Genomic DNA, 20,557 nt, shown 5'->3' with positions numbered 1-20,557 from the left:
AGGAAGTGCCGATTCCGGGGCAGAAAATCGGACCTCGCCGATCGCAGAGTCCTCGATCCGGGAATCCGCCATTGACCTTGGCGAACACCGCAAGGTACACGATGCACCCCGAGTCTCGACACGGAGTCGACGCTCGCCGTTTCACGCCGCCTGACGGACTGCCATGCTCAGCCGGACTCGCCACTTTCGATCGTCGGTCGCCCGTCACGGCGTGGCGCTGGCGATCTGCTGGTTGTTGTCCGGCGCCGCGGGGTGTGCGTTGCCGTGGGAGAAAAAACTCCTGCTGGACGACAAGCTGCCGAACATCGACTCGGTCCAGGGACCGGGCGAGCGGGGACTGCGGAACTTTCTTCGCGGCAAGCAGGACGACCCGAACGCCGATCTGTCGCAGCCGCTGATCGGGACCGACGAATACAACGCGGCGAATGAGCTGTACGAAGCGGGGCAGTTTGAGGAAGCCGAAGGGGCCTTCAAGAAGCTCTCCAAAGGGAAGAAGTTCAAGCACAGCGACATCCGAGAAGACGCCCTGTTCATGTGGGGCGAGTCGGCGTTCGAGCAGCAGAAGTTCTCCAAGTCGCACGACGCTTATGCCGAGCTGCTGCGGGACTACCCCAGCACGCGGCATCTCGACACGGTTTCTCAGCGGCTGTTCAAGATTGCAATGATCTGGCTCGATCACCCGCAGGTCGCGCAGATGAGCGAGATTCAACAGGTCAACCTGGAAGAGCCCCGTCAGAAGCTGCCGGCCGAACAGCCGCCCGAGAAATCCGCGACCCCCGTTTTCATTCCGAATCTGACCGACAAGACGCGTCCGCTGTTCGATACCGAAGGGAACGCCGTCGCCGCCCTGCGGGCGATCTGGCTGCACGACACGACCGGACCGCTGGCCGACGACGCCCTGATGCTGGCGGCCAGCCATTACGCCCGGCGGGGGAATTTCCTGGAGGCCGACCACCTGTTCTCGACGCTTCGGGAGCAGTATCCGACCAGCCCGCATCTGCAGCAGGCGTTCGAGCTCGGCTCGCACGTGAAGCTGATGTCGTACCAGGGGCCGGCGTACGACGTGAAGTCGCTGGAAGAAGCCGAGCAGCTCAAGGAAGCGACGCTGCGGCTCTATGGCGACACGGGCGACAAAGAACGGCTGAAAGAAGAACTGGCGAAAATCGAAGACCAGAAGGCGCTGCAGCTCTGGGACACGGCACAGTTCTATCTGAAAAAGAATCGCAAGACCTCGGCCTCGGTCTATCTACACCTGCTGGTGGATCGTTACGGGAAGACGCGGCTGGCAGAGCCGGCCCGCAAGCAGCTTGCCGAACTGGGGCCCGAATATGCGTCGGGCCGGCCGCTGCTGAATCCGCTGCCGCCGGAGAAGTCGCCGTCCCGCCTCAGCAAGGAAGGCCGGGAAGCCGCGTCCCGCTGGTGGTGGGGTGCGGAGGAAGAGCCGCCGGCCGGCGGTGCGCCACGAACTTCGCCGACGGAGACGCCGGCCGAAGACGAACCGGAAGTCGATCCGTACGATCCCTCGGTCGTCGAGAAAGAGGGAACGCCGCCGCGGAGCTTGTTCCGTCGCTCAACGCCGAAGGATTCTGAAAGCGCTGGCGACGTCGAGGCCGCCGGTAGCGGGGACGGCAAGCCCCGATCGCGCTGGTCGCCGCCGCGGCTGCTGCCGTTCGGCGGGGACCAGGCCAAGCCGCTGCCGGAGAGTGCGGATGCGGAAGAGGCCGAAGTCGAGGAAGCCCCGGCGGGCAAGGTCAGCTTCTGAGGGAGTCCCGGGTGACGATGCTGAGGCGGCGTTCTCCTCAGGCGTCTCCGCTCCACTCCGCGAGAAATCGCTGGAGGAAGGTCTCCAGGAATTCGTGGCGCGAGGCGGCGAGCCGTTTCCCCGCGGCCGTCTGCATGCGATCCCGCAGGAGCAGCAGCTTCTCGGAGAAATGATTCAGCGTGGGACCGCCTTTGCTCTTGTAGGCGGCGAACGTGGCGTGCAGTTCCGGCGGGATGTCGGGATCGTACATCGGTCGTCCGAACTTGCCGCCGAAGGCAAAGGCCCGTCCGACTCCGATAGCGCCGATGGCGTCCAGCCGGTCGGCGTCCTGCACGCAGCGTCCCTCGATCGACGGCATGTCGGTATTCACGCCGGCCCCTTTGAACGAGAGCTGATCGATGATCCCGCAGACATGGACGACGAGGTCTTCGGCCGCGTGATGCGTCATCAGCCATTCGCGAGCGATGCGCGAGCCGGCTTTCTCGTCGCCGTTGTGGAACTTCCAGTCCCCGACGTCGTGCAGCAGGGCGGCCAGTTCGGTGACGAACGGATCGGCCCCTTCGTCCTGCGCCAGCCGCAGGGCCATCCGGCGGACGCGGTCGATGTGCCACCAGTCGTGGCCGGAGCTGTCGCCGGCGTGATGGGCTTTCACCCAGGCGGCGGTCTGTTCGAGCAGGCTCATGAGTTCCAATTCGGTTGAGGAGCGGCCTGCGCTCAGCCGCCGGCGGCTTCTGTTTTCGAAGCGGGCGTCGTCGGGCGGGGGTTGATGAAATCGAGGGCGCTCGCGGGATGGTGCGGATCGTAGGCCGGCTCCGGCGCGATGACCAGCGTTCCGGGTTGGAGTTGCCGGCGGGCCTCATTCAGCACGAAGTCGGGGTCCATGAAGGGCTCGTGCCCGATATCCCACCAGCGCAGGCGTCCGTCGGCGTCGATCAGGAACGTCCCGTGCAGGGGCTTCCGTTCGAAGTCGTCGAAGGCCCGGTACGCCTTGAAGATCTGCAGGCCTGCGTCGGAGACGATCTCAAACGGGAACTTCCCTCCCGAATAGCGCTCGTGCGATTTTTTGAGGTTCGCGGGCGAATCCGAGCTGATCGCGACGAGGGAAATTCCGGCGTCCGTGAAGTCTTTGGTCTTCGGACCGAATTTCTGCAATTGCTCGGCGCAATGCAGGCAGCCGAAGCCCAGGTAAAAGATCACCACCACCGGTTTGCCGCGATAGCTGGCCAGCGCGTGAACTTTCCCGTCGCCGTCGACGAGTTGCCAGTCCGGCACGGAAGGGGGGGACCAGTGGGCCGGCCCCAGGCTGTCGAGCGCGGGGCGCTCGCCGATGTCCGCGAGGAGCTCGCCCGCCATGCGCCAGTCCGTGCCGAAGCCCAGTTCGCCGGCGATGGGGGCCAGGCGGGCGAAGACGGGGGCCGCCAGATCGATCCGACCGGAGTCCTTGCGAAGCGTTTCGAACTCTTTCTTTGCGTCTTCGCGCTGGCCCTGCCGCCAGAGCATTTGAACCAGCGCGGCCAGCGGTCGGGCCTCGCGCTCGTGTGAATTCACATGGTTTCTGAGCTTCTTGAGGGCCTCGTCTTTCTCGCCGGCCAGCTCCTGGATCTCGGCGAGGAACACGTCGTCCATGCCGGCGGCCTTCTTGAACGCCGCCAGCGCTTCCTTCGCCTGGCCTTCGGCGAGCAATTCATGGCCCTGGAATTCATCGAGAGAGCGTTCGATGATGCGAATCTTCTCATCCCACGGGCGGCGGGCCGACTTGGTCGCTTCCTCGACCTGCTTGTCATCCTTCTTCTCGGTTCGAGCGCGGGCCTCGGCTTTTGCGCCGGCGACTTCCTGTTCGTCCCGGAATCGGCCGAGTCGCTGTTCGAGAATGGTCCGCTGGGCACGGGCATCGTCCCTGCGACCGAGCCGGTAGTACGCCCGTCCGAGATGACGCAGACGCTTGACCTGCTCGGCGTCCAGATCGGTCGGCGGCAGGTACTGAGTCTGACTGTCGGCGATCAGGAGCTCCCACAGCTCGTAGTCGCTGTACGTCTGAAAGAGCCGGGTCCGTCCGTACTGGGCGCTGTCCTGCGACGAATATTTGTTGTGCTTCGGGTGATGGGGCAGCTCCAGCAGGTTGCGAGACAGGGCGGCCGCCTCGGTCACTCGCCCGGCGTTGAGCAGGTTGCGGACCATCCACTCGTTGTTGTGGGCGTAGTTGTGGATTTCGTCGGGGAGGATGCGGTCGCGGATCATGTAGGCGTGATCGACGCGGGCCGAGGCTTCCTGCTGCCAGATGGCGTCGTTGTACCGCTTCAGCTTCGAGAAAATGTGTCCCGGCATGTGCCACAGGTGGGCGATGCCGGGCCCCGCCTGCCCCCCCCGTGCCGCCGAGGCCAGCGCCTGCTCGGCGTGGTCGTAGTCCCACAGGTGAATCACGTAGTGGTGACACGGATGCATCGGGTTGACCGCGAAGACCTCTTTCAGCAGCGCGTTGACAGCCACCTGGCTGGCGATGGGGACTTCGGACCGGCTTTCCCACAGGCCGCAGGCCAGAAAGGCTTTGGCCTCAATGTCGTCCGGATGCTGCAGGACGATGTTGTCCATCGCCTTCAGATAAGCCGTCAGGCGGTCCTTCTTGCTCCGCTCGTCCTTGCCGTCCCGCTTGTAACGCGTATCGAGGGCTTCGATATAGAGTCGTTCGCGCGGCGACGCCTTATCCTTGCGGCTGATCGCTTCCGTCAGAAACTTTCGTCCGCGGGTCTCATTGTTGATATTCGCCAGGGCCATGCCCCAGTAGGCGATGGCGCAATCGGGATCGAGAGCCGCCGCCTGCCGGAAGGATCGTTCGGCTTCGAAGTACCAGAAGCCGTGGAGCTGGCCGATTCCCTGGTCGACGAACTTCTGAGCGTCCGGAACCTTCGTCGTGACGGGGAACGAAACGTTGCCGGTGCCCCCCATCAGATAGGCGGCCTGCCGCGGGCCTTCGTTGAAGGCTTCGCCGTGGTAGGAGTGCCCGGCGGCCAGTTCGTTAGCGGGAGTCGCAGCGCTGGCGGCCTCCTGGCCGAAGGTTGGCGACGACGGGGAAGTCAGCATCAACCAGCCCGTCAGCAGGCTGGCGACGGATTTCAGCAGCACGACGTTGCGCATGGAAACGACTCTTTTCTGCGGGCGTCTCCACGCCAGATTCCGGACGACGTCAATGCGTCCGACGATTCGAAAACAACGGCAGATACGGCTCTCCCGCCGCTTCGACCAACCTCTGGCTACGGCTTCTTGAAGACCCCGAACTTCTTCAGGACGGGGGCGTCGACTTCGGCCGGCCCGAGGAGTTTCTCAAGCTGTGCGGCCAGTTCCGGTCCGCGGGCCGCCATCGAGATCACTTTACCGTCTTCATTCACCAGAATCGCCGCCGGAATCCCCCGGATGCCGTAACGGACGGCCAGGGGATGTTTCCAGCCGCGGGCCGCCGGATCGGGTTCAATCAGGGTCGTCCAGGGAATCTGCTCCCTTTCGAGGAAGGCCTCCAGCCTGGGGCGGTCTTCATCGAGACTGACGCCGACCACCTCGAACCCCTTGTCATGGTAGAGCTGGTAGAGCCGCTGGACGTTGGGCAGTTCTTCAAGGCAGGGGCCGCACCAGGTCGCCCAGAAATCGACCAGGACCACCTTGCCGCGATAGGCGTTCCAGTCGAGCGGTTTGCCGGACAACGTCGTTCCACCGAGCTCCATGAACTTCCCGGGCAATTGCAGGCCGCGCGCATAGCCCTTCAGCGAGACCGACAATCCGTTCAGCTCCGGATCCTCGGACTTGGAAAGCAGCTCGGACAGCTTTTCGTAGCATTCGCTCGCCGACGCCCCCTTCCCGGCCTCTTCCAGCGTCTGCCCCAGGGCGTACGCCGTGCCGACGGATTCGCGACTGAACTGACTCGCCGCGACCGCCTCGAGCACTTCGGCGATGAGCGCCTGCCGCTGATCGTCCGGAAGCGTGGGAGAAGCGCCGATTCTGATCGCCAGCAGAATCTCGCGGGCCTTGGCGGCGACTCCCTTCCGCGGATCCCGGGTCAAGTCCTTCGCGGCCTTCAGCGTCGCTTCGAGCGCTCCATTGCGGCCGAGCCGAACCAGCATCACGAGCGACTGCATCTTCAATTCGACCGCCTCGACGGCGGTCTTTTCGTCGGCGTCCTGATGGGACAGCAACTTGTCGCTGGCGGCGATTGTCGCCTGCTGGACCCTCGTCACGTGGTGAATCAGTTCTTCCCGATTCTTGAACTTCGGACGCAGTTCCTGGATCTCTTCAATGAACCGCAGAATTTCTTCGGGCGACCCTTCCGGAACGGCGTACGGGTCCGCCGCTTTGGCCTCCTGGGGTTCTCCAGCCTCGGTAGCTGCGGCCGAGGCCGACTTCTTAACAGCCGGCGGCAGGGAGTCCTGCCCGGCGAGGGATGACAGGCTGAGGGTCAGGATCGAAGTGGAAAGTGCCGCATAGCCCATCCGGCGCAGCATCACCGAGATTCTGGAACAGGAAATCATGCTCGTCGGCTCCGCCGAAGGTGACTGGTGGTTTTCCCAATGGGCCAACCGGAAACTGCAGTGTAACCGACAACTCATCAATCGTGCCAGATGTGACGACGGGGATCTGCCGTCAGTCGTGCCGTCGGCCGTTGGTGGTCCGTAGATGTTGACGCCAGGAAGAGGCTTCCCCGGTCGCAGCGCCTGCCCGCGAAATCCCCGTACGATGGACGTCCACGTCCGTTGTGATCGCCAGCGACGTGACTTGGCCGACGAGGCCGACGAACGTGGACGTCCGTCGGACATCGGAGACTTCTTCGCTGGACCTCGGTCTGACGCCGAGGAAAACTCCCCGGTCGCGGACTTCCCGCCGCCATCGATCGACTGCACCTCTTCCCTGGAGCCCCGTACAGGCCGAAGGAGACTTTACCGTGAGGTTCGACGACGGATCTGACATTCCGGCGCTCACTGTGGGGCGGTGGTGCGCGGAGGGCGTCTGGTCCCACGGGTTGCACTCCGTCCGCTTGACGGCGGACTCCGATTCACCCGTGGCGGCAGCCCGTCGCCCGCTTCGGGGCTCAAGACGCCGGATTTTTGGCGACCAATGAACGGCTGCAGCGCATCGTCCCACGCAGGTTTCGTGAGCTTGCGAAGCATCGTCGTTGAGGGATTCAGACTCCGGATCCTGCGCGCAGGGCGAACGCTTCGCCGCCGGGACGCTGAATTCCGGGATTTTCGCCCTTGCTTCCTCAGAATTTGATCCAGTATGGATAGATTGCCGGGTCGCGACTTTTCCTGTCTGCGTTGACCTGGCTGACGTCTTCTTCTCGTCCATTTCCAGTCTCCTGCGGGCCAGATTCCATGACCATCGCCGATGAACTCGGACTTGCCGACGATCTCAACGAGAACGATCCCGTCGACGTCACGGTGGGCAAGATCATCCGCCACGTCTCGGCGGTCCGCGGCAGCGATCTCTTTTTCGAATCCGACGAGCATGTCATCCAGGTCGCCTGCCGCCAGATGGGGGTCGTACAGTCGATTCGACCCTTCACGCTGGATTACGGCCGGCGGATGCTGGCTTACGTGAAGACGATGGCCGACATCGACCTGTCCGAGCGTCAGCGCCCCTGCGAAGGCCGGTGGCTCCTGCGTCGCGACGGGCAGTCGACGATCGACCTCCGCGTCAACTGCATCCCGACCATCTTCGGCGACGACATCACGATGCGGCTGCTCGACCGCGATGTCGGCCTGATGTCGCTCGATCACTTCGAGTTCCAGCCGCGGGAATACGACCTGCTGGTCAGCGTCCTGCGGAGGCCGAGCGGGCTGCTGCTCGTGACCGGTCCGACCGGCAGCGGCAAGACGACGACCATGTACGGCTGCCTGCAGTTTCTCAACGACGGCAGCCGCAAAATCAATACGCTCGAAGACCCCGTCGAATACGTGGTGAAGGGGATCCGCCAGTCCCAGGTAAATCCCAAGTTCGGCGTCGATTTTCCCGAACTGCTGGCGGCCTGTCTGCGGCAGTCTCCGGATGTGATCATGATCGGCGAGATTCGCGATCCCAAGACGGCCCTGACGGCGGTCCGCGCGGCCAACAGCGGCCATCTGGTCCTGGCGACCATGCACTCGCCCGTCGCCGTGAAGGCCATTCGCGCGATGGTGACGTTCGGCGTTCATCCGCAGAATTTTGCCGAGTCGCTGATCGGCATCATTTCGCAGCGACTGGTCCGCAAACTTTGCCAGCGCTGCCGGCAAAGAATCGACCTGCCGGAGAACGACGCGTTTCTCGACGACGTCCGCCCCCTCCTGCCGCACGACTGGACCCCGGTGCTGTATGAGCCGGGACGTTGCGAGGAATGTCACAACGTCGGCTTCACCAAGCCGATCTGCGTTCCCGAAATCCTGCCGTTCGATACCGAGCTGCGACGCATGGTGGCGGATTGCCGACCGCTCGTGGAGCTCGACCGAGCGGCGCACGGTTCCGGCATGGTGACGTTCCGCCAGGCGGCGATGACCCGCGTGGCGCTCGGCCAGACGACGCTGCAGGAGGTGATGCGCGTGGTTCCATTCGACGATCTGCGCGAGCTGGAGCGGGAAGAATGGGAGGAGCCGCTGCGAAGCGCCATTCGATCGGCGAGTCACAGCGACGGCAATGGTCAGCCGACGGCGGCGCTATGACGGTCGTGCCGCCAAATCAGGGGAGCTGATTGTGGGGCGATTGGGTGGCCGGGGTCGAGTCTTTGAGCCCCCAGATTCTTGCCACCTCGCCGGGGGCGGCCCAAAGCGACCGACCCCAGCCACCCCATTCAGGTCTCGTCTGCACAAGGCATGACAGTAGCGGTCGTAAGCGGTCGTAGAATCGATCACATCCCCGGACCGGAGTTGACGTCGGGCTCGGACGACTTAGAATGACTGCAGCATTCCGCCGCTCCTGCCGGCCTGCACTCCCTGCGGGTCATCGAGCGGCAACACGGCCAGCCGTGCTGCAGGCCGGTGACGATCCCGCCGACAGGCCTCGTAAACCCTTCCGGTGATTCCGGTTGTGTTGACTGCGCCCCTCGTCCGAGCTCCCACCTTCGGGTTTCCCGATTCCACGCCTGACGGCGCTGCTCCCCCGTGGCATAATTGATGTTATGACCCGCCGGTGGTTATTTCCCCCTTCGACGCGGCCTGCCGCGCCGGGAGCTGTCACGATGTCTGCTCTGTTTTCTCCGTTCAATCCTGTCCTGGCGTTCGGGATGCCTGGCCCCTTCGAAATGATCATCGTCGGCCTGGTGATCCTGCTGCTGTTCGGCTCGCGATTGCCATCGGTCATGAAGTCGCTCGGGAGCAGCATCAGCGAGTTCAAAAAGGGAACGCGGGAGGCCGAGCTGGAAGATCATTCCGAACCCAAAGACGAGACTTCCAAGAAGTCCTGAAACTTTCCGGACGAGGGGCCGGTTGCGCCTCTCTCCGTCTTTCGAACCATTCCACTCCAGGAGACATTGCCATGTTCGGCATGCCCGGTCCGTTCGAGATGATGATTGTCGGGATTGTGGCCCTGCTGCTGTTCGGCAAGCGGCTTCCAGAAGTCGCCCGCAGCCTCGGCAAGGGGATTGTCGAATTCAAGAAGGGAGTCCGCGGCATCGAAGACGATGTCGACCGCGGGACGTACAGCTCCTCGAACTACAATACCGACTCCAGCGCCAATCGCCCGGCGCCGCAGGACGAGACCGTCGAAACGACGGCTCCCAAGTTCGAGCCGCCGAAGTCGGCCCCGGTTTAGGTTGCTCTGGGAAATTGGTAATGGAGCACAGACAGGAATGTCTGTACCACCAGGGTCAGGAATCGCGGGTGGCACGCCCTGAGTCTTCGAAGGGCGTGTCTTGAAAAGACGCCCACGCCCATCTCAAAGCCTCTGGGCGTGCCACCCAATTCGGGCGTGAAGGGATCTTCAACGCCTCCCGGCATCGACTTGAGCTTGCCTGCGGAGCGTTCAGTTGGCCCGCGGCGTTGGTGCGACCACGTCGACGATCCGCGCCCGTGGGCGGGACAGGTCGATCACGACGGCCTGCGGCGTTTCCGCCCGCGATGCGTTGCCCGCTTCATCTTCGACGACCAGCCGCACGAAGATCGGCGACGTGATCCCCGACGCGACCGACCACTCGTACTCCGAGCTGTCCGGCCGTCCTTCGGCGATCGGCAGCCAGGGGCCCGTCGACGACGTGGCATAATAGAGCGACACTGGAGCCGTCGAAGGATGCGCCTCCGTGCCCGTCCGCCACTGGATCACCAGTTGACCGGCTTGCGCCCCCAGGCCGGGCTGGACCGTGAACTGTTCGATCGCCGGCGGAGTCTGGTCGACGGCGACGACGATCGCCGGGGCATCGCCCGACGCAGGGGGTTCGACGCCCAGACCCGCGCCGCTGCGAACGCGAATCGCGAAGCCGTAGTCTCCGTCGCGCGGCACATCGACCTCGAACGGACTGGTCCGGTCGGCGTCTTCGCCGTAACGCCACCACTTGCGGCCGCCGTCTTCCGTCACATACAGCTCGACGGCGCCGACGCCGGACGGTCCGACGTCATCGCAGGCGTAGCCGATGTTGAACTTGCGGGTGTTGATCACCTTCGTCAGCCCCGGGGATCGCCGGGGTGAGGCGTCCGCCGCACTCAGCGGATCGGATTCCCAGCGGTCGCGGGCGACTTCAGGGCGGAGGCCCGGCCAGTCGGAAACTAGCGGCGTCATGACCGGCTTTCCGCTCGTCGTGGAAGGGGGAACAGCCCCTTCCCGTATTCCTCGGCCGGTCGGAAGCGAGGCGTATTGCTTCGGCGGGGCGGGTTCGTTGTCGAGCCGGACTCGTCCCGGCCCATCGTTCGACGTGGTCTGTCCCAGATTCTGATTCGGCGGCGCGTCTCCTTCGGCGATCGGAGCGCGCACGCCGGGCGGCGTTCGACGAATTGCCTCGCCGGTCGCATCGACGGTCAACTGCTTCTGCGTGGTCCCGGAGTTCCCGGCGAGATCGGCGATGGTTCCGCGCACGGCGACCACACCCGATTCCGGGACGGCCCACGAAGTCTGACCGCTGCCCCGGGGAATGATGCTGACCTGCTGCCAGTTCGGCGTACCGGGCTGGATGAACTCCAGCCGGAGTGAAGTCGGATCGAGGTTCGGGTCGTCGGACTTCCAGCGGAGCTGGACTTTCCCGCCGCCGAGGGATTCGAGCGTCAGATCAAGTTCGGGTTGCCGGGTATCGACCACGACCATCAGGCCCGGCTCAAAGGTTCGCCCCGCAGGGTGGAGCTGCCCGGTCCCGTCGAGTGTTTTGACGGAGAACCAGTACTCGCCGTCGGCAGGAGCCTGAAAGTCAAATCGCCCGGTCTGGGGAGCGATGACCTGCCCCATTTCCCAGTTCGCCCCCTGGTCCCGCGAGACGTAGAGCTGGAGCTCGCGGGCGTTCATCTTCTGCATCGCCGCGGCGTCGAATTTGAACGGAATGCGGAAGCGGGACTTATTGGTGACGACGGGCTTGCCGGCGGCCGCGGCCGAATCGGCCAGCACCCCGCAGCATGCGGCGATCATCCCCAGGGAAATCCAGCAACCTCTCATGGACGCTCCCCCGGCTGTCCGGCGGTTCCGGAGCACCGTGTGGCCCGACAGACGTCGCGACGAGCGCGAAGTCTCAGCCGAAACCTGTTCCGGCTGTCTGTCGCTATCGGCGACGGGGGAGTGCGCGATGACCCGTTTCCCGGCGGCGTACGCCGAAGCTCATGAGCCGGGCCAGTCGGGAAGACTGGAGAAACTCTGCGGCGCAAGTGCGCACGTTGTAGCGATTGCGCCGCTGTCCGCCGCAGGTCTCACAGCCCGAGATTTCGAACGGAGCCGCACAAGTCGCAGCCGTTTCACGATGCTCACAACCGCACGAAACGGACCTACTTCGCGGCCGGCTGATACGCCTTGAACCGCTCGACGTACTGCTCGGCGAGCGAGCGGATCCGGGCGAAGTCCCCCTTTTCGACCGCGTCCTTTTCGACCAGCGAGCTGCCAAGCCCCACGGCGCACGCCCCGGCCTTCAGGAAGTCGTGCATCGTCTCCAGGTTGACGCCCCCGGTCGGCATCAGCCGGACCTGCGGCAGCGGCCCCTTGATCGCTTTCAAGTACGGCGGACCGCCGATCTCGGCCGGGAACACCTTCACGACGTCGGCGCCAGCTTCCCACGCCGTGAGGATCTCCGTCGGAGTATAGGCGCCGGACATGCAGAGCTTGTCGTAGCGGTTCGCCATCCGGATCACCTCCAGATTGACGGTCGGCGAGACGAGGAACTGCGCGCCGGCCAGGAACGCCGTCCGGGCGGTCTCAGGATCGAGCACCGTGCCGGCTCCGAGCAGGATTTTTTTGCCAAGATCCTTGTGGACCGCCTGCAGGACTTCGACCGCGTTCGGAACGGTGAAGGTCACTTCGATCACGTCGATCCCCCCCTCGTACAGGGCGCGGGCGACGTTCACGAGCTGCTCGCCAGAACTGGCGCGAATGATGGCGACCATCCCGGTGTTCAGGACTCGCTGCAGATCGGCATGGCGGCTCATGCGAAAGACTTTCGGCGGGGGGCATGTGGGAGAGAAAAGACTGGCAGAGATCGAATTTAACCGGCAGCGGCGACCTTTTCCGCGAATTCCAGGGCAAGTTGATCGATGATCGCCCGGAACGCGTCGAGGTCATAGCTGTCGAGCTGCTGATACTGGCTCCGCGTCAGGACCTCCTTGTTACGGATCGCGCCGCGGGCGGTGACCTCAAGAATCCGGGCCGCCGAGTAAGGGCGGATCAGCAGTTCCAGATGGCTGTATTGCCGGGTCAGCGGCCGACCATACAGCTCGTCGCGGCTGATTTTTGCGCCCCAGCCGTCGACGGACATCACCGACGAGTAGTCGAAGCTGGGAAAATGATCGACCAGCCGCTTGAGGCAAGTCTCGATATATTCGGACAGCTCCAGCCGGAGCCGGCTGTGCAGCGAGCGGTATTCTTCTTCGGTCAGAGCCTGGCGCGCTTGCGCGACAAACCTTCCGCGGCCCGCTGCTGCTGGCCGCGATGGATCGCCCGCTGAAGTCGCTCGTCGAAGTCCATACGGTCAATCTCTTCTGGCGGACACGGGTGACCAGCGGAAACTCGCTGTCTTGACGCCGCCAATTCTAGCGCCATCACGAAGCCCCCGCAATCAGGCCGACCGGCCGGCACCTGTGCCGACTCAGAGCTGGGCTAGTCGTCGATGCCGCATTCGGCGGCGATGGTTGAAGGCGCGCCGAGAAGACCGGGGCTTCGCGAGGACGCTCCAGCCACCGGCCACCCACGCTCTGGAACCACCAGGGTTCGCGGTTACGCGAGGATCGGCAGCAGCGAGTTTGACCCGTGCTGAATCTGACGGGTCTCGATCGAGCCCAGCAGCGTCGTGGGCGAGCAGTCCTCGATCTGAATCCGCGCCAGCGTCCCAGCGAGCCGCGGATTGCCGTCGAACACGACGATCCGGTCGCACATGGTCCGACCCGTGAGCTGAATCTGCGGTCGATCGGGCTCGGCGACGACCGGCAGCTCCAGGCTGGTCAGCTCCGTGGGCGTGGCGACATTGTCGGGAATCGGCGGCACCCAGCCCTCCAGGGCAAACTCCGATTTCAGCGCCGCCTTGCTCGGTCCTTCGACCAGAATCTCCACCGTCCGGCCGATGAAGCGCGCGTTGTCCTCGGCGCTGATCTGGTTCTGCAGCGTCAGCAGTTCCGCGTTCCGCCGGCGCTTGACCTCTTCGGGGACGTCGTCGGGGAGCAGGTCATAAGCCTTCGTCCCCGGCCGCGGACTGTACTTGAAAATAAAGCTGTTCTTGAAGCGGAACTCGCGGATGGAGTCCAGGCTCTTCTGATGAGCCTCTTCCGTCTCGCCGCAGAAACCCACGATGAAGTCGCTGGAGACGGCGGCGTCCGGGAGGATATCGTTGATCCGGCCCATCATTTCGCGGTAGTGCTCGACGGTGTAGCCCCGCTTCATCCGCTTCAGCATCTCGTCGCAACCCGACTGCAGCGGCACGTGCAGATAGTGGCTGCATTTCGGCAGATCGCGGAGAGTCTGCAGCAGCTCGGTCGTCATGTCCTTCGGGTAGTTCGTGACAAACTTCAGCCGCAGGATGCCGGGGATCTCATGGATCGCTGCCAGCAGGTCGGACAGCCGGTGGACGCGGCCCTCTTCGGTGAACTTGTAGCTGTTGACCGTCTGGCCGAGCAGCGTGATTTCCTTAACCCCCTGCTCGGCGAGAATCCGCGACTCGTGAACGATGTCGCGCGGCGAACGGCTCTGCTCGGGGCCGCGGGTCGTCGGCACCACGCAGTATGTGCAGAACTTGTCGCAACCGATCATGATCCGGACGAACGCCTGGTACGGCGACGGACGCATCTGCGGTTCGCGGAGCGGGTCGTAGCTCAGAAAACTGCCGGCGACTTCAGTCCGGGTGCCGTCGCGACGGTCCAGGCTGACCGCCAGCGCCCGCCCCCGCTGTTCGCGGGCCTCGGCCACCATCCGCGGCACCTCGGCGAGCTGCCCGGTTCCGACAACCATGTCCACGTGCGGCGCTCGGCGGAAGATCAGCTCCTGATCTTTCTGGGCCATGCAGCCCATCACGCCGATCACCTGCTGCGGCCGCTGCTGCTTGCTGAACTTCAGCCGACCCAGGGCGCTGTAAATCTTGTGTTCCGCATGCTCCCGGACGCTGCAGGTGTTGAACAGAACCGTATCGGCCTCGCCGACGTCGCCGGTCAGCTCGTACCCCTGCTTGCGCAACGCCGCCACGACCAGCTCGCTGTCCAGCATATTCATCTGGCAGCCGACGGTTTCGATGTAGAGCTTGCAGTTATGGGGCGTCGTCATATTCGGATGGCCTGGAACAATGGCTCGTCATGGGAACTCGGAGCCCGCATTTCCCGAAACAACAGAGGCCGCGTTCCCTCGAAACAGAGTGTCTGCAGCTCGGCAGGGTTCGACGTCATTTGGACTTCTGATAGCGATTCGCCTTCTTCGCCGCGGCGGCCGCCACCTCGGCCAGCGCCGCCGCTTCCGCCGCCTCCGCCTCGCGGCGGGCGATTTCGCGATCCATCAGCGTTTTCAGCGTATAACGGTGATGGGCGAGCATCAGAGCCAGCAGACCCTGAACCGCCAGCACCGCAGCGCCGCCGTAAATCGCGATGGTCCACCAGGACATGCCGGCCATCCCTGCGGAACGTCCGCTGACGGAGCACGCCGTGCGACGGGACTATTCCCGCACGCGCTCGATGTACTCGCCCGTTTGTGTGTTGATCTTGACCATGTCGCCGGTGTCGACGAAGGCGGGAACCTGGATTTCCGCCCCGCAGTCGACTTTGGCGGTTTTCGTGATGTTCGACGACGTATTGCCGCGGACCGCCGGCTCGGTGTAGACAATCTTCATGGTGACCGACGGCGGCAGCGTGACCCCGATCGGCGTGTCGTTCCAGTACAGCAGTTCACAGACCATGCCGTCCTGCAGGAAGACCGCCTGGTCGCCGGCGATTTCGGGCGAGATTGAGTGCTGCTCGAACGTCTGCTGCTCCATGAAGACGAAGCCCGACGAGTCCTTGTAGAGGAACTGGGCGTCGTTGCGACGGATGTCGGCCCCTTCGAGGCTGTCACCGCTCTTGTAAGTCCGGTCGAGGATCGTCCCCTTGATCAGGTTCCGCATGCGGCAACGATAGAGGGCCTGGCCTTTGCCGGGCTTGACGAAGTCGACGACCAGCATGTCGAACGGATCGCCTTCGAGAATAACCTTGGTGCCCTTCTTGAAGTCGCTGGTGCTGATTTGAGCCATTGGTCTTTTTCTTTGGTTTCGATACCGTACGAAGCCGGTCGGAACTGCTCTGCGGCAGCGGTCGATGGCAGAATTCGGACACCAACACCATCGTCGATGCCAACACCGGGAGCGGTCCGTCCACGGGTTTTCCGCAGAATACCAGATGGCGAGACGTCTGGGAATGCTGGCCGTTTTCGGCGCAACCGTCTGGGAATACGCCGGTTAGATCACGACGGCCGGTCCGCGGAACCAGTCCCGGACATCGGTTTTCTGAAGATTCCCGCCAATTCTCCAAGGACAGCCCCCGTGACCGGTCTCCCGCAGCCGCTGCTCCCCGTTCGCCAACGGACCGGCTGGAGTGCGTCGCTGGCACAGGCGATCCGGAATTCCGCCGACCTCCTCGCGGCCCTGGGGCTGCCTCGCGAGATCCACGAGCAGTCCCCGTCGGGCGAGGCCGAGTTTCCCGTCCTCGTTCCGCAAAGCTACCTGGCACGCATGCGCCCCGGCGATCCGCTCGACCCCCTGCTCCGCCAGGTTCTGCCATTGGCCGAGGAAGGGGTCGACGTGCCCGGCTTCCTGCCCGATGCCGTCGGCGATGAATCCTCCCGTAAAGCCCCGGGACTGCTGCACAAGTATCGCGGCCGGGCGCTGCTGGTGACGACCGGCGCCTGCGCGGTCCATTGCCGGTATTGCTTCCGACGCCATTATCCCTACCAGCAGGAACCCCGCCGGCTCGAAGACTGGGAGCCGGCGTTCGAAGCTCTCGCCGCGGACGAATCGATTCACGAAGTCCTGCTCAGCGGCGGCGACCCCCTGATGCTGACCGACGCGCGACTGGCCTCCCTGATCGAGCGGTTGGAGCAGATCCCGCATCTCCGGCGGCTCCGGCTCCACAGCCGCCTGCCGATCGTCCTGCCGGATCGCGTCTCGGAAGAATTGCTGCAGCTTCTGTCGTCGACGCGACTGACCACGGTGATGGTCGTGCACGCCAACCACCCGCAGGAAATTCAGCTCGATTGTGCGGACGCCTTGAGCCGCCTGGTCAGACACGGAATTCCCACGCTCAATCAGGCCGTGCTGCTAAGGGGCATTAACGATGAAGAAGATGTGCTTGCGGAACTGTGCGAGCGACTGATCGACCTGGGCGTCCTCCCCTACTACCTGCACCAGCTCGATCGCGTTGCGGGAGCGGCTCATTTTGAAGTCCCCGTCGAGCAGGGTCGCGAGCTGGTCGCCGCTCTCCGCCGACGTCTGCCCGGATACGCCGTCCCGCAATATGTCGTGGAGATTGCCGGCGAAGCGCACAAGACGCCGCTGTAAGACGATCTGACCGACTCAAGATCGGGTGGCGCGCCCAGAGTCTTCGAAGGGCGTGACTTCATCTGTTCAAGACCACGCCCTTCGAAGACTCTGGGCGTGCCACCCGAAAGCCTCTCACCAACGCTCGACCGGCCCGTTCGGCACCTTGACCAAGGCCGTCGCGACCGGGCTGCGTCGTTCGCCATGCCGCTGGCCGATTTCCGCCAGAATCTCGCCAAACTCCGTCATCGATTGAAACATCCGCAGCCGCAGTTCCAGGTCTTCGGGGATACCCAGCCGGGCCCCGTACCAGGCGGCAAACTTGCGGAACAGCGTGCAGCTCCGCTCTGCATGCTGCTCCCACATCAGTTCAAAGTGCCGTTGCAGAAAGCCGGTCTGCTCGTCGGTCGTCGGCTCGCGGACCGGTCGGCCGGCTTCCAGGTCGGACAGTTTCCGGAAGATCCAGGGATCGAGCATCGCCCCCCGTCCGATGGCGACGGCGTCGCACCCCGTCTCCCGGCGCATCTGCAGTGCATCGTCGGGCGAGCGGACATCGCCATTGGCGACAACCGGAATCGCCTGCACCGCGTCCGCCACAGCCTGGATCCCTTCGCGGTCGACTTCGCCGCTGAAGCCTTGCGCCCGGGTCCGGCCGTGGATCGTGACCGCCGCAATTCCGGCGGCCTCAAACCGGGCGGCCAGATAGGGGGCCGAGATCGAATCTCGATCCCAGCCCAGCCGCATCTTGACTGTGACGGGAATCGCCACTGAGCCGACGACCGTTTCAACGAGCCGGCAGGCATTGTCGGCATCGCACAGCAGCCGGGCGCCGCCGCCCATCCCGTTGACCTTGGCCATCGGGCAACCCATGTTGAGGTCGATGGCCTCGTAGCCCCGATCCTGCAGCCACCGAGCGGCCGCCACCATGTGCTCGGTCACGCCGCTGAAGATCTGCACGGTCAGCGGGCGGTCGCTCGCATCGGTGGCGATCAGCTCCAGCGACTGTCGCTTCTGCTCGACGAGCTGCGTGGCATGCACCAGGTCGGTGGTCGCCAGCCCCAGGCCACCCAGTTCCCGCAGCGCGCGGCGGAAGGCCAGGTGCGTGTACCCGGCGAGCGGGGCCAGAAAGTACCGCGTCGCCAGCAGGCGACCGCCGACAGAAATCGGACCGCCGACGGGATCGGAAACGGCTGAGGCAACTTCGGCGGGCATCGGCAGGTTTTCGGAGGTTGGGGAATTCGAGGATCGCACAAGCATCCTACGCCCCGGAACCCCGACCGCAACCTACGCCTGCTCGACCGGCGTCGCCAGCAGCCCTTCGATGGCGCTGATCAGCTCCGGAAACTGGAACGGTTTCTCCAGAAACAGATCGTTCGAGCGTCCCATTGTCACGCGGTGCGAGCCGATCAGGATCCGACCGCCGGACGCTTTGGTTCCGTCAATCCGCGAGTTCCGCGGCTGATCGTCCAGGTCGATCACGACCACATGCGGGGGAGCTTCGGGTTGGGTCGACGGTGCCGCGGCAGTCTGGCGGGACCAGTCGACGCGGGCGCCGCGGGGTTCGAGGACCGCCTTCAGCACGGCCTCCGTATCCGGTTGACCGTCAATCACCAGCACTCGAGGAGAAGTCGACACGCGGAATCCTTCCGTCACGCTCGTCCGACCGGTTCCGCGGTCCCTCGCCATCCTTGGCTCAGTCGCAGGGTCGGTGCGCGGGCGGGACTGTAGTCGGAAGACTCGAACGTGTCAAAACGAGTTGGCGGACATCACTGCAGCGTGGAACGACGGGTTGTGAAACAGAAGGTTTCACGATGCGCGGCGCGTGAAACGCCGACGATGGAACGCGTCCCTGCACCAGCAACAAAGTGGGTGGCCGGGGCTGGAGCGTCTTCGCGAAGCCCCGGAATTCCAGCAAGTAGGGCCGGTTCCGCCGGCCGCGTTTCCCAATGGGAAGAGTACAAAGTGGCCGGTGGGACCGGCCCAGTTTCACTCCGGGCAGACGGATGTCGGCTTGACTCTCCGCCAGAGACTCGCCATTCGAGTCGCGTCACTGGTCGCTTGCTTCGACCAGCTTCCGCAGGGCGTCGATGCAGGCGCGCTGATGTTCGGCATTGCCAGCAAACGCCGGCCCCCAGACTTTTGCAAACGGACGCTCGACCCGTAGTTTCTTCGCGTCAGCGACCGCTTCCCGGCCCTGAGCCGTTGAGACAAGGGAGTTTGCTTCACCATCCCACCACGCCAGAAAAGTCATCTTCTGGAAAGTTGGCGGCCTCTTCGTCCCCGTTAACGCGGGGAGATCCTTCGCCGATCCACAACCAAGTCGCTCCAGGCGTTGTACATACAGGTTGAGCAACAACAAGCGAGGTTGCAGTGGCCCCACCTCGAACATCTCTCTCTCAGGCAGCTTCAAGTCTCGATCCACCCGGATTTCAGCAGCCGGAGGGGAGGTCGCTTCGATCCACTGGTCGGCTCTCGCCAGAAAGTCCTCGCGGCAGCAGAACTCGGCACAAAGGAACAATGCGGCGGAAGTGGCGTAAACGGGCTCGGGGATCGGTGCAAGCGACTTCCTGCAATTGTCTTCATACTCGGCCAGCTTCTCGTCAAACAGCAGCCCCGCTTTCACACCTGCTTCAGACGTCGGTAAACCGTCGAGAATCAGATACAGATTCTTGACCCGCAAATCGTGCATAATATTGGTCAACGAGCCGCAAACCTCGGGGCTCGCCCCGTCAAACGCCGGTGATGTCGTTTCTTCGTACCCGTTGCGCTGACTGAGAACCGCCGACACGGCGTCGAAGTTCATCGCTTGCAAGTCGCGGAGCTGCTTCTGACGCGAGGAAATACTCTCGGTCGCCGCAACCGCTGCCACTTGAGCCAACTTGGCGTCATCAGCGGCAATGACCTCGCTGCATGGCTGCCAGAACACAATCGCGGCGGTAATGAACGCCAGTCGCCAGCCGCTCTGCGTCGCACCGGGAATACCGGGCATTGTCGGGTTCCCTCCCAATCCAAAGGCACATTTTCTGTGCCAGCGACACGGAATCGTCGACAGCCGGCGACTGGAACATGGTCTTCGTGTTCGAGACTAACGTACATAGATCTCGGCGAGGCCGGCAAGACGACTTTGATGCAGCAGGGCTGTTCGCGATGCCCAGAAATGCTGCATTTTCGGGGCTGCAATACGACCGAGATCCGGTCAGGCGAACGCGAGTATCTGCCATAGCGTCTATCACGAACCCGCCGGACTCTCTTCGGCCAGCTCGCGAAACCGCCGGATCGTCCGTTCGAAGGCTTCGCGGGCCGCCTCGCGTTCGGCGGGGGTAATGGCCCGCTCCCGGTTCTGCCAGAGACTTGGGAAGCCACGCCGATGAATGCCAGCGAGTCCATCGTGGCGCAGCAACTGGTTCCCCGGACGCAAAGAGGCGGCTGCTTGCCTGCAGATGGGGGCCACGATTCGGGCCCCTTGTTTGATCGTGCCTGGAAATACGGCTATCAGATGCTCGTCCCCTGTGAGAACGCACGGGCCGGCCACGGACATCGACGGCAAAGCGTCCCGAGACTGCGCAGCATCGCCTTGTTCCAATCTCAATTCGGACAGGGTTTGCCGGCACTCCGAATTCGCGTCGAGCAGGCGTTCGGAACCTGACGACTTTCGCCGGCGGACCGGCCCCCTTGCCAAGCTGGGT

18 protein-coding genes are annotated in these 20,557 nt (G+C 64.0%); 5 read left to right on the top strand and 13 right to left on the bottom strand.

From position 1 onward, the window contains the following. The first annotated feature begins 163 nt into the window (after positions 1–163). The gene (locus SH412_RS04045; protein WP_336522231.1) at positions 164–1,762 is read left to right on the top strand and encodes a tetratricopeptide repeat protein; all 1,599 of its coding nucleotides are present in this window, start codon (positions 164–166) and stop codon (positions 1,760–1,762) included. A 37-nt stretch (positions 1,763–1,799) separates the two neighbouring features. Here SH412_RS04045 and SH412_RS04040 read toward each other — a convergent pair whose 3' ends face one another. From SH412_RS04040 to SH412_RS04030, 3 genes are all read right to left on the bottom strand, one after another. Next, positions 1,800–2,444, bottom strand: a complete 645-nt coding sequence (locus SH412_RS04040) for an HD domain-containing protein (RefSeq protein WP_336522230.1) — start codon at positions 2,442–2,444, stop codon at positions 1,800–1,802. A 32-nt stretch (positions 2,445–2,476) separates the two neighbouring features. Next, the gene (locus tag SH412_RS04035; RefSeq protein WP_336522229.1) at positions 2,477–4,894 is read right to left on the bottom strand and encodes a redoxin domain-containing protein; all 2,418 of its coding nucleotides are present in this window, start codon (positions 4,892–4,894) and stop codon (positions 2,477–2,479) included. Positions 4,895–5,010: 116 nt separating this feature from the next. Further along, the gene (locus SH412_RS04030; protein WP_336522228.1) at positions 5,011–6,276 is read right to left on the bottom strand and encodes a TlpA family protein disulfide reductase; all 1,266 of its coding nucleotides are present in this window, start codon (positions 6,274–6,276) and stop codon (positions 5,011–5,013) included. Between the two features lie 840 nt (positions 6,277–7,116). On the opposite strand from SH412_RS04030, the gene SH412_RS04025 reads away from it, so the two are divergent. The 3 genes from SH412_RS04025 (at position 7,117) to SH412_RS04015 (ending at position 9,523) form a co-directional block, all read left to right on the top strand. After that, entirely contained in the window at positions 7,117–8,436 is a 1,320-nt protein-coding gene (locus SH412_RS04025; RefSeq protein WP_336522227.1) for a GspE/PulE family protein, read from the top strand. 515 nt (positions 8,437–8,951) lie between these two features. Next, the gene (locus tag SH412_RS04020) at positions 8,952–9,176 is read left to right on the top strand and encodes a Sec-independent protein translocase subunit TatA/TatB (protein WP_336522226.1); all 225 of its coding nucleotides are present in this window, start codon (positions 8,952–8,954) and stop codon (positions 9,174–9,176) included. A gap of 71 nt (positions 9,177–9,247) precedes the next feature. Continuing rightward, positions 9,248–9,523, top strand: a complete 276-nt coding sequence (locus SH412_RS04015; protein WP_336522225.1) for a Sec-independent protein translocase subunit TatA/TatB — start codon at positions 9,248–9,250, stop codon at positions 9,521–9,523. Between the two features lie 210 nt (positions 9,524–9,733). On the opposite strand, the gene SH412_RS04010 is transcribed toward SH412_RS04015, so the two are convergent. The 6 genes from SH412_RS04010 to efp all read right to left on the bottom strand — a co-directional run bounded on the left by SH412_RS04010 (position 9,734) and on the right by efp (position 15,590). Next, positions 9,734–11,344 (bottom strand): hypothetical protein, encoded by a 1,611-nt coding sequence (locus tag SH412_RS04010; protein WP_336522224.1) that lies wholly within the window; start codon positions 11,342–11,344, stop codon positions 9,734–9,736. A 323-nt stretch (positions 11,345–11,667) separates the two neighbouring features. Beyond that, complete coding sequence (locus SH412_RS04005) at positions 11,668–12,321, bottom strand: bifunctional 4-hydroxy-2-oxoglutarate aldolase/2-dehydro-3-deoxy-phosphogluconate aldolase (protein WP_336522223.1); 654 nt, start codon at positions 12,319–12,321, stop codon at positions 11,668–11,670. Positions 12,322–12,377: 56 nt separating this feature from the next. Next, positions 12,378–12,650 (bottom strand): hypothetical protein, encoded by a 273-nt coding sequence (locus SH412_RS04000; RefSeq protein ID WP_336522222.1) that lies wholly within the window; start codon positions 12,648–12,650, stop codon positions 12,378–12,380. A 455-nt stretch (positions 12,651–13,105) separates the two neighbouring features. Beyond that, positions 13,106–14,638: a tRNA (N6-isopentenyl adenosine(37)-C2)-methylthiotransferase MiaB gene (gene miaB, locus SH412_RS03995; protein WP_336522221.1), complete on the bottom strand. Its 1,533-nt coding sequence runs from the start codon at positions 14,636–14,638 to the stop codon at positions 13,106–13,108. Positions 14,639–14,753: 115 nt separating this feature from the next. Next, entirely contained in the window at positions 14,754–14,969 is a 216-nt protein-coding gene (locus SH412_RS03990) for a hypothetical protein (protein WP_336522220.1), read from the bottom strand. Between the two features lie 51 nt (positions 14,970–15,020). After that, on the bottom strand, positions 15,021–15,590 hold the full coding sequence (efp, locus tag SH412_RS03985) for an elongation factor P (protein ID WP_336522219.1): 570 nt from the start codon (positions 15,588–15,590) through the stop codon (positions 15,021–15,023). Positions 15,591–15,878: 288 nt separating this feature from the next. Here efp and epmB point away from each other — a divergent pair, with 288 nt between their 5' ends. Then, the gene (gene epmB, locus SH412_RS03980) at positions 15,879–16,892 is read left to right on the top strand and encodes an EF-P beta-lysylation protein EpmB (RefSeq protein WP_336522218.1); all 1,014 of its coding nucleotides are present in this window, start codon (positions 15,879–15,881) and stop codon (positions 16,890–16,892) included. Between the two features lie 114 nt (positions 16,893–17,006). Here epmB and SH412_RS03975 read toward each other — a convergent pair whose 3' ends face one another. The 4 genes from SH412_RS03975 to SH412_RS03960 form a co-directional block, all read right to left on the bottom strand. Beyond that, complete coding sequence (locus tag SH412_RS03975) at positions 17,007–18,083, bottom strand: tRNA dihydrouridine synthase (protein WP_336522217.1); 1,077 nt, start codon at positions 18,081–18,083, stop codon at positions 17,007–17,009. A 72-nt stretch (positions 18,084–18,155) separates the two neighbouring features. After that, a complete protein-coding gene (locus tag SH412_RS03970; RefSeq protein WP_336522216.1) occupies positions 18,156–18,506 on the bottom strand; it encodes a response regulator transcription factor in 351 nt (116 codons plus the stop codon). Positions 18,507–18,918: 412 nt separating this feature from the next. Then, on the bottom strand, positions 18,919–19,860 hold the full coding sequence (locus tag SH412_RS03965; protein ID WP_336522215.1) for a hypothetical protein: 942 nt from the start codon (positions 19,858–19,860) through the stop codon (positions 18,919–18,921). A 240-nt stretch (positions 19,861–20,100) separates the two neighbouring features. Further along, entirely contained in the window at positions 20,101–20,271 is a 171-nt protein-coding gene (locus SH412_RS03960; protein WP_336522214.1) for a hypothetical protein, read from the bottom strand. Positions 20,272–20,557 lie beyond the last annotated feature (286 nt).

It is taken from the genome of Planctellipticum variicoloris (genome assembly GCF_030622045.1).
GTDB classification, from domain to species: Bacteria; Planctomycetota; Planctomycetia; order Planctomycetales; family Planctomycetaceae; genus Planctellipticum; species Planctellipticum variicoloris.
The sequence above is the reverse complement of the archived record's forward strand: the minus strand, read 5'-3'. Positions and strand labels throughout refer to the sequence as shown.